This window comes from Catenulispora pinisilvae (genome assembly GCF_015356865.1).
Classification (GTDB): domain Bacteria; phylum Actinomycetota; class Actinomycetes; order Streptomycetales; family Catenulisporaceae; genus Catenulispora; species Catenulispora pinisilvae.
The window spans coordinates 22,007-34,575 of the sequence record NZ_JAAFZA010000105.1 but is presented as its reverse complement, the minus strand read 5'-3'; the positions used below and the strand labels follow the sequence as shown (position 1 = coordinate 34,575).

General features: G+C 69.7%; 9 protein-coding genes and 1 pseudogene. 9 read left to right on the top strand and 1 reads right to left on the bottom strand.

Annotated features, from left to right (window positions below; all coding sequences use genetic code 11):
* Positions 1 to 232, top strand: a pseudogene (locus IZR01_RS51000) (hypothetical protein); the annotation flags it as partial.
* Between the two features lie 5 nt (positions 233 to 237).
* The gene (locus tag IZR01_RS26410) at positions 238 to 1,737 is read left to right on the top strand and encodes a glycoside hydrolase (protein WP_323747103.1); all 1,500 of its coding nucleotides are present in this window, start codon (positions 238 to 240) and stop codon (positions 1,735 to 1,737) included.
* Positions 1,738 to 1,781: 44 nt separating this feature from the next.
* Here the strand turns inward: IZR01_RS26410 and recQ are convergent, their stop codons facing one another.
* On the bottom strand, positions 1,782 to 3,797 hold the full coding sequence (recQ, locus tag IZR01_RS26405) for a DNA helicase RecQ (protein WP_194925407.1): 2,016 nt from the start codon (positions 3,795 to 3,797) through the stop codon (positions 1,782 to 1,784).
* Positions 3,798 to 3,914: 117 nt separating this feature from the next.
* On the opposite strand from recQ, the gene IZR01_RS26400 reads away from it, so the two are divergent.
* From IZR01_RS26400 to IZR01_RS26370, 7 genes are all read left to right on the top strand, one after another.
* Positions 3,915 to 4,310, top strand: coding sequence for a MerR family transcriptional regulator (locus IZR01_RS26400; RefSeq protein ID WP_194925406.1), 396 nt, complete (start codon positions 3,915 to 3,917; stop codon positions 4,308 to 4,310).
* Positions 4,311 to 4,405: 95 nt separating this feature from the next.
* Positions 4,406 to 5,272, top strand: coding sequence for a hypothetical protein (locus IZR01_RS26395; protein ID WP_194925405.1), 867 nt, complete (start codon positions 4,406 to 4,408; stop codon positions 5,270 to 5,272).
* Between the two features lie 239 nt (positions 5,273 to 5,511).
* Positions 5,512 to 6,504, top strand: a complete 993-nt coding sequence (locus tag IZR01_RS26390; protein ID WP_194925408.1) for a LacI family DNA-binding transcriptional regulator — start codon at positions 5,512 to 5,514, stop codon at positions 6,502 to 6,504.
* A gap of 252 nt (positions 6,505 to 6,756) precedes the next feature.
* Positions 6,757 to 8,145 carry an ABC transporter substrate-binding protein gene (locus IZR01_RS26385; protein WP_194895119.1) on the top strand — a complete coding sequence of 463 codons (1,389 nt, stop codon included), beginning with the start codon at positions 6,757 to 6,759 and terminating at the stop codon, positions 8,143 to 8,145.
* 133 nt (positions 8,146 to 8,278) lie between these two features.
* Complete coding sequence (locus IZR01_RS26380) at positions 8,279 to 9,007, top strand: ThuA domain-containing protein (protein ID WP_323746368.1); 729 nt, start codon at positions 8,279 to 8,281, stop codon at positions 9,005 to 9,007.
* A complete protein-coding gene (locus tag IZR01_RS26375) occupies positions 9,004 to 10,053 on the top strand; it encodes a Gfo/Idh/MocA family protein (protein WP_194895117.1) in 1,050 nt (349 codons plus the stop codon). Before IZR01_RS26380 ends, IZR01_RS26375 begins: the two co-directional genes overlap by 4 nt.
* A 33-nt stretch (positions 10,054 to 10,086) precedes the next feature.
* Positions 10,087 to 12,564, top strand: a complete 2,478-nt coding sequence (locus tag IZR01_RS26370; protein ID WP_194925403.1) for a glycosyl hydrolase family 95 catalytic domain-containing protein — start codon at positions 10,087 to 10,089, stop codon at positions 12,562 to 12,564.
* The last annotated feature ends 5 nt before the right edge of the window (positions 12,565 to 12,569 follow it).

Here is a 12,569-nt window from a genome sequence, read left to right as displayed (position 1 = left end):
CGGGTCACCCGCACTGACGTTCCCCCAGCCCCGCCGCGACGCGGGTCGCGGCGGGGCTGGGGGGACGTCAGTGCGGGTGACCCGCGGGCGGCGGGACGGCTACGGGGGCGGATGTTCTCAGGACCCTGTCGGCCGAGCGGCCGCCCGGGCCGCCGCCCCGGCGTCCCGGCATCCCAAGTCGGCTCGCAAGGCTTCGCAGGGCTTCCGCAATGCGGACGAATCTGTAGCCTGACACGCGTGGCCGACTATCGCATGCGCCGTCGCGCGTTCCTCGCCGCTTCCGCAACGACCGCCGCCTCCGCCGCCGCGTTCAGCACCCTCGGGGTGTCCGCCGCCAATGCCGACTACACCACGACTGTCGATCCCGGCACGTCGTGGGGTACGTGGGAGGGGTGGGGCACCTCGCTCGCGTGGTGGGCCAAGGCCTTCGGGAACCGCGACGACATCGCAGACATCTTCTTCACCCTGAACTCCGCGCCCTACAACGGATCCACACTGCCCGGCCTGGGCCTGAACATCGTGCGCTACAACGCCGGCGCCTGTAGTTCGAACTCCGTCGGCGGGACGACGATGGTGAAGGGCGCCGCCGTGCTGCCGACCCGGCAGATGGAGGGCTACTGGCTCGACTGGTACTCGCAGGATCCGGCTTCCGCCAGCTGGAACTGGTACGTCGACGCGCCGCAGCGGAACATGCTGTGGAAGGCGCGCGATCGCGGGGTGAACCACTTCGAGCTGTTCTCCAACTCGCCGATGTGGTGGATGTGCTACAACCACAACCCCTCGGGCTCGGCCGACGGGACCTCGGACAACCTCCAGTCCTGGAACTACCAGCAGCACGCCGTGTATCTGGCGACGATCGCGAAGTACGCGCACGACAACTGGGGTTTCCAGTTCACCTCGGTCGAGGCCTTCAACGAGCCGATCTCCGGGTGGTGGAAGGCCGACACCAGTTCGCAGGAGGGCTGCCACTTCGACGTCTCGACCCAGCAGACCGTCATCAACTACCTGCGCGCGGAGCTGAACAGCCGCGGCTTGGGCGGGGCGCTGCTCTCCGCTTCCGACGAGAACACCTACGACCAGGCCCGGGCCACGTTCCTGGGCCTGGACGGCACCGCGCAGGGCAACGTCGGGAAGATCAACACGCACGGCTACCAGTACGGCGGCGGACGCCGGGACCTGCTCTACGCCACCGCGAAGTCGGCCGGCAAGGTGCTGTGGAACTCCGAGTACGGCGAGGGCGACGCCACCGGCATGTCGTTGGCGAGCAACCTGAATCTGGACCTCACCTGGCTGCATCCCACGGCCTGGGTCTACTGGCAGGTGCTCGACGGCGGTGGCTGGGGCGCGATCCAGTGCGACGAGGCGGCCGGCACCACCGGCGCGGTGAACACCAAGTACTACGTCCTGGCGCAGTTCACCCGGCACATCCGGCCCGGCATGCAGCTCATCGACAGCGGCGACCACAACTCGGTGGCCGCCTACGACGCCGCGAACCACAAGCTGGTCATCGTCAGCACCAACTACGGCACCGGGCAGTACATCAACTTCGACCTGTCGAAGTTCGGCACGGTCACCGGGTCCGGCGGGAACGGGCTGGTCGGCCGCTGGGCGACGCAGACCGGGGGCGGGGACGCGTACACGTACCACGCCGACACGTTCCTGCACGGCAAGGTGTTCTGGTCGTACTTCTCGCCGAACACGGTGCAGTCGTTCGAGATCGACGGGGTCTACCGGTAGGCGTCTATCGGTAGCGCGGATCCCTCACGACGCCGCCGGACTCCTCACTCAGCGAAGAAGTCGTCCGGGTACTCCTCGGGGTACTCCTCCGGAGGCTCTTCGAAGTCGGGCTCGGTGGGCGGTTCGGCCGCTTCCGGGTGACCGGGCCGGTCCTGGAAGTCGAGCTCGGCGGGCGGCTCGGCCGCTTCCGCGCGACCGGGCCGGCCGAGGGCTTCGCCGAGCACGTCCAGGATCGGCTGCCCGTACTTGGCGAGCTTGTTCTCCCCGACGCCGTTGATCGTGCCCAACTGTCCCAGGGAGCTCGGGGCCTGGGTGGCGATCTGGCGCAGCGTCGCATCGTGGAAGATGACGTACGCCGGGACGCCCTGCTCCTTGGCCGTGGCGCCACGCCAGGCGCGCAGCTTCTCGAAGACCGGCTTGGCCTCCTCGGACAGCTCCTGGACCGCGGCCCCGCCCGAGCCCGAGCCCGACGCCTGCCGGGACGCCTTCGCCCGCGCCGGCTTCTCCGGCTCCCGGCGTAGCAGCACCTTGCGATCGCCGCGCAGCACCGCGGCGCTGTCCTGGGTCAGAGCCAGGGTGCTGTAATCGCCCTCGACCATCAGCAGGCCCTGGGCCAGCATCTGCCGCACCACGCCGCGCCACTCGCCCTCGGTCAGCTCGGTGCCGATTCCGAAGACGCTCAGCTGGTCGTGGCTGAACTGGCTGACCTTCGGCGTCTGCTTGCCGAGCAGGATGTCGATGGACTGGACGGCGCCGAACCGCTGCCGGCGCTCGTTCTTCAGCCGGTAGACCGTGGAGAGCAGCTTCTGCGCCGGGACCGTGCCGTCCCAGGACTGCGGCGGGTTCAGGCAGGTGTCGCAGTTGCCGCACGCCTCGCCGGCCTCGCCGAAGTAGTTCAGCAACTGGACCCGGCGGCACTCGACGGTCTCGCAGAGCGCGAGCATGGCGTCCAGGTGCGCGGTGAGCTGGCGGCGGTAGGTGTCGTCGCCGTCGGAGGAGGCGATCATCTTGCGCTGCTGCACCACGTCCTGAAGGCCGTAGGCGAGCCAGGCGGTCGAGGGCAGGCCGTCGCGGCCGGCCCGGCCGGTCTCCTGGTAGTAGCCCTCGACCGACTTCGGGAGGTCCAGATGCGCGACGAAGCGGACGTCCGGCTTGTCGATGCCCATGCCGAAGGCGATGGTGGCGACGACGACCAGGCCGTCCTCGCGCAGGAAGCGGGACTGGGTCCGGGCGCGCGTTCCGGCGTCCAGCCCGGCGTGGTAGGCCAGCGCCGGGATCCCGTTGTTGCTGAGGAACTGCGCGGTCTTCTCCGTCGAGGCGCGCGAGAGGCAGTAGACGATCCCGGCGTCGCCCGCGTGCTCGGTGCGCAGCAACTCCAGCAGCTGCTTGTTCGGCTCGGCCTTCGGCACGATGCGGTACTGGATGTTCGGCCGGTCGAACCCGGCCACGAAGTGCTTGGCCCCGCCCAGATTCAGCCGCTCGGCGATCTCCTGGTGCGTGGCCTGGGTGGCGGTGGCGGTCAGCGCGATCCGCGGCACGTCCGGCCAGCGCTCGTGCAGCATCGACAGGGCCAGGTAGTCGGGCCGGAAGTCGTGGCCCCACGAGGAGACGCAGTGTGCCTCGTCGATCGCGAACAGTGAGATCTTGCCCCGGTCCAGCAACTGAAGGGTCTGCTCCGACCGCAGCCGCTCCGGCGCGAGGTAGAGCAGGTCCAACTCCCCGGCCAGGAACATCGACTCCACGAACCGGCGCTGGTCCGGATCCTGCGTGGAGTTGAGGAACCCGGCCCGCACCCCCACCGCGGTCAGCGCGTCCACCTGGTCCTGCATCAACGCGATCAGCGGCGAGACCACCACCCCGACCCCCGGCCGCACCAGCGCCGGGATCTGGTAGCACAGCGACTTCCCGCCGCCGGTCGCCATCAGCACCAGCGCGTCGCCGCCCCCGATGACATGCTCCACGATCTCCTGCTGCGCCCCGCGGAACGAGTCGTAGCCGAAGACCCGCCGCAGGACGTCGTCCGCGTCGGTGACTGTATGGGCGGATTCGGGAGGAGCCATGCCACGAGTCTACGGAGGTGGATGGGGCGGGGCCGGAAGGTTGGGCCTTTTGCGAGGTCGGAGCCATTGTCGGCGAGGGGCTGTTCGTCCCCGCGCGGCGTACCTAGACTCCGGAGCGTGACCGATGGCGAAGCCGACCCGAACCAATTCATGCCGGCCTGCGAGGTCGCCCTGCGGTTGGGGCTGAGCATCGCCACCGTGCGCTACTACGATCACGCCGGCCTCATCGACGAGCGTTACATCGGGCAAGGCGCGGACGGTAAACGCGCCTACGACGACGTCGCCGTGACCCGCCTGCGCGCCCTGATCGAAGCATGTGGCGGTGCCGGACTGCCGATCCACGAGATGCGGACGATCGCCGCCGCCCTCGACGACGGCACCCTCACTGATGAGCGCCAACTGGAGCTCCCGCAGCAGGCTCTGGTGCGCCTGGACGGCGAGGTGGACCGCCTGGGCGCGGTCCGTCATAACCTCGCCGCGAAGATCGCGCAGCTCCAGGAACGGGACGGCTAAGGGTCATATCAAGGGTATGCGAAACTCGTTTCCACGGTTAACCTCACCCCTAACCGCACATCCATGCCAAAGCACTGAGTTGGGAGCAATTCGGCATGCGCATGAACAGGAACGGGCGAACCACAGTAGCCGCCGTCCTCATGGCCGCGGGCCTGGTCACCGCCACCGCGGGCACCGGGCAGGCCGCAGCCGGCCACGACCGGCAATCGGCGAGCGCGTACAGCGAAAGCGCGAGTGCGCACGCCGCGCAGGCCGGCGAGAACATGCAGTACGGCGGCGGGCCGGTCCAACTGCACCCCGTGGTCTATCTCGTGTTCTGGGGATCTCAGTGGAAGAGCGACACCAACGGGATACCCGCGTACCTGACGAGTCTGTTCCAGGGACTCGGGACATCTACGGACAACTGGTCCACCATCACCTCCCAGTACACCGACTCCAGCGGTCAGGGGCCGAGCTTCAGCGGCGCGGTTCTCGGCGGCGTGTGGATGGACAACGCCAAGGCTGAGCCGGCCAATCCCAGCGCCAACGCCGTGGCCAGTGAGGGGAACCGGGGCGCGTCGCACTTCGGGGTGACCGGGAATGCCGACGCACAGATCGTCGTCCTCAGTGCGCACGGCACGCACCCCGACGGCTGGCCGAACTCCGGTTTCTGCGCGTACCACGACTACAGCGGCTCGGTGTCCTACACCAACATGCCCTACCAGCTCGACGCCCCGGCCGGCAGCCGCTGCCCGAACAGCGCGCTGGGCGGGAAGCTGGACGCGTTCAGCATCGTCGAAGGGCACGAATACGCCGAGTCGGTCACCGACCCGCAGGCCGGGAACGGCTGGGTGGCGCCGAACGGCGAGGAGATCGGCGACCAGTGCGAGAGCAACTTCCAGGCGGTGACGCTGTCCACCGGCACCTTCGCGATGCAGCCGATCTGGAGCAACAACGCCAACGGGTGTGTGATCCATAACTGAGCTCTGAAGGAGCGCGGTCCCGGCGGGTGCTTGGCCGAGAGGTAGCCGGCTCCCGCGAACCCGCCGCCGCATCGAGTACCGTGACCCTGGGGCGGCGGCGTCCCGATCAAGCGCACGCGGCGTCCCCACAGCGGGGGCGCCGTTCCTTCGCGTCCCGGGCGGGCGGCCGGTGCCGGTACTCCGGCGGGCCGCGGTGGGCGTGTTCTTTCCGCTGGCGGCAGGAGGCGACCTTCTTGAACGTGACCCCGGAGTCCCGGGTCAAGCGCGCGACCATCGAGGACGTGGCAAAGCTGGCCGGGGTGTCGCGGCAGACGGTGTCGCGGGCGGTCAACGACAAGGCCGAGATCGACGCCGAGACCAAGAGACGGGTCCTGGACGCCGCGCGTAGCCTCAACTACCGGCCCAGCCGGTTCGCCCGCGGGCTGATCCGGCAGGACACCACCACGCTCGGTCTGATCATCTCCGACATCGGCAACCCGTTCTTCCCGGAGCTGGCCTCCGGGGTGCTGCGGGCGGCGCAGGCCCGGGACTGGCAGGTCGTGCTCTACGACACCGGCGAGGACCCGGAGCGCGAGGTGCTGGCGCTGTCGACGCTGGCCGCGCAGGCCGACGTCGGGGCCGGATTCCTCACCTCGCCGGAGGTCTTCGCGCACGCCGAGCGACTCGGGGTGCCGTTCGCGGTGCTCGACCCGGGCTGGGACGCGGGCGCGGCGCCGGGCGTGGGCATCGACATCGCCGGCGGCGTGCGGCTCGCGGTGCGGCACCTGGCGGCGGCCGGCCATCGGCGGATCGGGATGATCGACGGCGCCGCCGGCCCGCACGACAAGCGGCGCACCAGCTTCCTGGCGGTCGCCGAAGAGCTCAGACTGGACGTCGGCGAGGACGACGTGCAGAGCGCGCCGCGCAGCGTCGAGGGCGGGGCCGAGGCGATCGGGGTGTTGCGGGCGCGTAAGCCGGAGATCACGGCCGTGTTCGCGTACAACGACATCCTCGCGGTCGGCGCGGTGCGCGGTCTGAAGGCCGCGGGCGTGCGGGTGCCGGAGGACTTCGCGGTGGTCGGCTTCGACGGGCTGCCGCTGGGTGAGTTGGTCGAACCGCCGATCACCTCGGTGTACGTGGACATCCGGCGCATGGGCGAACTCGCCGTCGCCGCCGCCGCCGAACTGCTGGCCGGCCGCACGCCGGAGCCGGTGGTGGTGAGCCCGGAGCTGCGGGTGCGCGGCTCGGCGTGAATCGTTCGCCGAAGCCTCGCGCTACGGCAATGTGAACGCAATCCGGTAACGCCTCTTGACGAGATGGTGTGAGCCGGACCACTCTTACCCCCGTGAGCGCTCCCGTGAGCGCTCACGGGCTCCGAGTGAGGCTGGGCTCGCCGGGGTTCGTTCCCTAGACGGTTGATTCCTGGGGGTTCCGGCCAGCAGGACCGTCAGCCGTTTCGCGCCGGTACCCCCAGGAATCAATCGTCCAGCCCCAGGAGGCAGCGGATGTTCACACGACGACACCTAGCACCGTCTTCTGTAGACACGGCGACGGCCACTACCGCCCCGAGCAGCGGCGGCGCCGGCCGCCGACGGCGCCGCCCGACCCTGCCGCGGTTCGCCGCGCTGGCCGCGGGCGCCGCCCTGGCCCTGTCCGCCTGCTCGGCGGCCGGCGGCTCGTCCTCCTCCAGCTCCGGCGGGGACAGCAACACCATCACGTTCCTGACCTTCGAGACCCCGAACCTCACCCCGGCCTATTGGGACGCGGCCATCAAGCGCGTCACCGATCAGTACCCGGGCATGAAGGTCAAGCGCCTGGTGTCCCCGACCTCCGACCGCACCAGCTACGCCAAGCAGCTCAAGGCCTCCGGGCAGTTCCCGGACGTGATGATCGCGGTCACGCCGACCGGCTTCGCGCAGGCCGGGGACCTGTACGCCTGGCAGCCCAGCGACCTGACGCAGTTCGAGGTGCCCGACGGCGGCGCCATCGGCGGCAAGGTGTACCAGCTCCCGGCGAACACCCAGACCATCCCGATGGTCTACTACCGCAAGTCGATGTTCGCCAAGGCCGGCATCACCAGTACGCCGACCACCTACCAGCAGATGCTCGACGACTCGGCCAAGCTGAAGACCGCCGGGATCCTGCCGTTCCAGGTCGGCGGCGGCTCCGACGCCTTCGCCGCGGTGCTGCCGCTGTCGGCCACGGTCGCCACCCAGGTCTACCGCCAGGATCCGAACTGGCTGGTCGAGCGGCACACGAACAAGGTGAAGTTCTCCGACCCGGACTTCGTCGACGCCCTGCAACGGGTCGGCGACCTGGCCGCCAAGGGCTACATCGACCGCTCCGGACTGTCCCGCAACTACGCCGACAGCCAGAAGGCGTTCCTGGACGGCAGCGGCGCGATGTACCCGATGGGCATCTGGTTCGCCTCGGCCGCCGACGCCAGCCCGATCAAGGACGACATCGGGGTCTTCGCCTGGCCCACCGACGACGGCAAGCTCGTCATGCCCGCCTACACCGGCGGCGGCCTGGAGGTCAGCGCGCACGCCAAGAACCTGGACATGGCCAAGAAGTTCGCGCTGGCCTTCCAGCTGGACAAGCAGAACCTGGACAACAACGTGCTCAGCGACGCGCTGTTCCCGGCGATCAAGGGCTACACCCCGCCGTCGACCACCGGCCCGGTGTTCAACGAGTCCTACCAGCTCTACCAGCAGGCCCAGACCAGCGGCACCGTCGTCAAGGCGTTCAGCTGGGAGGCCGGCGACGACGCGCTGCTGCCCGGGATGGTCGACGTGGTCTACGGCGCGGTCGAGGACGTGATGCTCGGCAAGAAGTCGGCCAAGGACGCGGCGTCCTATCTGGACTCCGAGTGGGCCAAGCAGTCGTCGGACTGAGCGGTGGAGGAGAGCCCTGGACTCCGGATCAGGGCTCTGCGCCGTGAACCAGGGCTCTGTGCCTCGAACTATGGCTCTGTGCCGTGAACCAGGGCTCTGCGCCTTGAACCAGCACTCTGAGAGGACTTCCGCAGTGCGGATACTCGTGTTCAACGAGAACCACCACGAACTCACCCGCCCCGAGATCGCCGAACGCTACCCGCTGGGCATCCACGGCACCGTCGCCGCGGCCCTGGTCGAGCGGCTCGGCCCCGCGGCCGACATCACCACCGCGACCCAGGACCAGCCCGGCTACGGCCTGACCCGCGAAGCCGTCGAGGACACCGACGTCCTCATCTGGTGGAGCCACCTGCTGCACGCCGAGATGGACGACGTGACCGTGGACCGGATCCGCCGCCGGGTGCTCGACGGCATGGGCCTGGTCGTCCTGCACTCCGGCGCCGGCTCGAAGCTGTTCACCTCGCTGATGGGCACCAGCTGCGACCGCCGCTGGCGGCACGGCGAGGACCGGCACCTGGTCTGGACGGTCAAGCCCGGCCACCCGATCGCCGCCGGGATCCCGCAGCCGCTGGTGATCCCGCACGACGAGATGTATGGCGAGCCCTTCGACATCCCGGACCCGGACGAGCTGGTGTTCCTGTCCTCGTTCAGCGGCGGCGAGGTGTTCCGCAGCGGCGCCTGCTTCACCCGCGGGGCCGGGCGGATCTTCTACTTCGGCGCCGGGGACCAGGAATGCCCGGTGTACCACCAGAAGGAGGTGCAGGACGTGATCGCCAACGCCGTGCGCTGGGCCGCGCCGACCGGCCCGATCGGCAAGTACTTCGTGGATGAGCCCTCGCCGGTCCGGTGGTGGGAGCGATGAGCGGATTCGCCACGGTCAGCAGGCCGGGACCGCTGCGCGCGGTCATCGTCGGCGCCGGGTTCATGGGCCGGAACTGGGCCCGGGAGATCGCGCGGCAGGCCGACACCGAACTCGTCGGCTGGGTGGATCTGGACGAGGCCGCGTTGCGCGAGGCGGCGAAGGAGGCCGGGCCCGACGCGGCCGGGAACGTCACGCTCGGCACCGACCTGACCGCGCTGCTGGCCGAGCTCGATCCGGACATCGTGTTCAACAGCTCCCCGCCGGCCGCGCACAGGTCGGTCACCGCATCAGCCCTCGAACACGGCTGCGCGGTCCTGTCCGAGAAGCCCATGGCCATGACGCTGGCCGAGGCCCGGGAGCTGGTCGCGGTGTCCGAACGCACCGGCCGGCTGCTCGCGGTCACCCAGGACCGGCGCCAGCTCTCCGGTACCAGGGCACTGATAGCGGCGGCCCGTCGACTGGCCCCGCTCACCCGGCTGGAGATCGACTTCCGCCTCCCGCACCGCGCCGGTCCCTATGTCCACCTCTGGGACGAGCCGCTGCTGCGCGAGATGGCCATCCACCTGTTCGACGCGGCGCGCGCCGTCACCGGCGCCGACGCGCAGTCAGTGTTCTGCAACGCCTACCAGACGCCCTGGTCCTGGTACCCGGGCAACGACTCCGCCGAGGCCCTGTTCCAGATGGACGACGGCCTGCACTTCGCCTTCACCGGCTGCTGGACCGCGCGGTCCGACTTCACGTCCTGGACCGGCCGCTGGTACCTGGAAGGCGCCAACGGCTCGGTCGCGTGGGACGGCCTCAGTGCGCCGGTGCTCACTCCGGCTCGCGAGGAGGGGGAGCCGGAACCGGCGTCCGAGACGCTGCCGGTCGCACCGCAGTCGCCGGAGTTCCCGGGCCTGGCCGAGGTCCTGGCCGGGTTCGTGCACGCGCTGCGTACCGGCGAGGCCCCGGACGGCGAATGCCACGACAACCTGCGCAGCCTGGCCATGGTCGAGGCCGCCGTGGCCTCGGCCCAGTACGGACAAGTCGTCATCGTCGAGAACTGATATCCGCACCGCGTCAGATAGGGAGAACAGCTCATGACCTCCACCGTCAGCCGCCGCTCCGTGATCGCCGCGACGGCCGGGGCCGCCGGTGCGGCTTCCGTCACCGGTGTCGCGTTCGCAGCACCGGCTTCCGCCGGTACTGCTTTCGCGGGAACGGATGCCGCAAGTACGGGCGCCGCAGGTACGGACGCGCCCGCAAACGCCGCAGCCGACTGCGGATCCGAATCCGGGGTGCGCTGGGCGGACGTCCGGCGTCAGCTGGCCGCGGCGAACCCGCGGGTGAGTGCGCCGATCCAGAAGGTCGTCACCAACAAGTACACGCCGGGCATGCTGCTGGGTAACGGCGACATCGGCGTGGTCGTCGGCGATTCCTCGGCCGCGCAGCAGAGCTTCCACTTCGGCAAGAGCGACTTCTGGGGCAACAACCGCAAGACGACGGCTCCGCTGTCCTGGCAGAACTCGATCCTGCCGGTCGGCGCGCTCACCGTCGCCGTGCCCGGGGCCACCCCGGCGGCCACCGGCTACTCGATGGTCACCGATATCGGGACTGCTCAGGTCACGTCGGTGTTGCCGTTCGCGGGCAGCACCCTGACCCTGAACTCTTGGACGGCCGACCGCGACAATGTCCTGATAACCGAGCTCTCCTCGGCGGCCGGCGATGCCGACCTCACCCTGAACGCGAGCGTGGTGCTGCCGAACGACCCGGCCTATCCGTCGGCGGCCGGGGTCACCGGCGGAGCGCTGTGGCTGACCCGGCAGAACAACGCCGTCGGCTACGGCGACGTCAGCTACAAGGCGTCCGTCGCGTCGGCGACCGTCGTCGTGGGCGGTACGTTCACCGCGCCGAGCTCGACGGCCACCACGGCGGACGGCACGTTCGTCCTGCCCGGAGGCGGCCGAGCGGTCCTGCTGACCGTCTTCCGCTCGCACGGCCAGGACCTCTCCGACACCAGCCCGGCGCCGACCCCGGACCAGCTGCGCGACCAGGCGATCGCGGCGGCGACGTCGTTCGGCGACCGATGGCTGCACGATGCGCGGGCCACGCACCACGCCTACTGGACCGACTTCTGGACCCGGTCCAGCGTGGTGTTCGGCGACTCGCAGCTGGAGACGTACTACTTCAACGCGCAGTACGTGCTGGGCAGCGGCGCCCGCTCCGGTGTGCACAACCCGCCGTCGCTGTGGGCCGCCTGGACCACCAACGACACCCCGAACTGGGGCGGCCGTTACTTCCTGAACTACAACGAGGAGGCGCTGTACTACGGCGCCTTCTCCTCCAACCACGCCGAGCTGTCCGAGTCGTACCGGCGGATGATCCTCAACGAGGTGGCCTGGCAGCGCAACACCACCCACAACGCCGGGTATCAGGGCACGGCGTTCCAGCGGAGCCTTCCGCCGTTCCACCTGTACCAGACGCCTCCGGCGCCGGTCCCGGTCGCGGCGACGAAGAACTACCCGAAGCTCCCCGCCGACCAGAAGTCCAACGCCACCTTCGGTGCGCTGCCGCTGATCTGGCACTGGGAGTACACCCGGGACCTCGACTACCTGCGCACCGAGCTGTATCCGCTGCTGAAGGAGCTCGACGCGTTCTGGCGGGACTTCGCGGTCTGGGACGGCACCCGCTGGATCTTCCAGCACACCTCCGCGCACGAGGGCGGTGACGACACCAACCCGAACCTGGACCTCGGCTTCGCGCGGAAGGTCGTCAACACCCTGCTGGACACCTCGGCGGTGCTCGGCGTGGACGCCGATCTGCGACCGGTCTGGACGGACTTCCTCGCCAAGCTGAGCGCGTACCCGACCGGCACCTACAACGGCGTCACCGTCTTCTACACCGGCGAGATCATCAACAACCCCGGGCTGCCGGACACCTTCGAGCCCGGCAACCAGCCGATCAACATGGAGGGCGTCATCTTCCCCGGCGAGCAGTGCTCGATCGGCGGCGACGCGATGCTGCTCCAATACGCCAACAACTCCCTGACTCAGATGAACTCGTGGGGAGTCACGCCGGGCGGCAACTCCAACAACGGCTTCTGCAAAGAGTTCGTCATCGCGGCCCGCGTCGGCTGGCCGGCCGAGGACCTGTTCCAGAAGCTCAAGGCCTCCATCGCCTACCTGTGGCGGCCCAGCAACAACACGGTCTTCCAAGGCGGCGGCGGGGTCGAGACCACCGGCACCACCGAGGCGCTGAACTCGATGCTGATGCAGAGCGAGGACGGCGTGATCCGGGTCTTCCCGTGCTGGCCGGCGGCGCGGGACGCGTCGTTCACGCTCCAGGCCAAGGGCGCGTTCCTGGTCGGCGCGGAACAGCGGGGCGGGAAGGTCGGCCAGGTCCGGCTGCACAGCCGGGTCGGCGGGGACGCCACGCTCCAGCTGCCGTGGAACACCGGGTCGGCGCAGGTCGTCGACGAGTCGCACGGCGGTCGGGTGTGGGCTTCGGCCTCCGGTGGCCGGGTCACATGGCGCACCGAGGCCGGCCACACCTACCGCGTCACCCCGAAGGGACGGTGAGCAGG

Coding starts and splice junctions, on each gene's coding strand:
- IZR01_RS26385 (WP_194895119.1), top strand. CDS start 6,757: ATGTTCACACGACGACACCTAGCACCGTCTTCTGTAGACACGGCGACG.
- IZR01_RS26375 (WP_194895117.1), top strand. CDS start 9,004: ATGAGCGGATTCGCCACGGTCAGCAGGCCGGGACCGCTGCGCGCGGTC.
- IZR01_RS26370 (WP_194925403.1), top strand. CDS start 10,087: ATGACCTCCACCGTCAGCCGCCGCTCCGTGATCGCCGCGACGGCCGGG.
- IZR01_RS26395 (WP_194925405.1), top strand. CDS start 4,406: ATGCGCATGAACAGGAACGGGCGAACCACAGTAGCCGCCGTCCTCATG.
- recQ (WP_194925407.1), bottom strand. CDS start 3,797: ATGGCTCCTCCCGAATCCGCCCATACAGTCACCGACGCGGACGACGTC.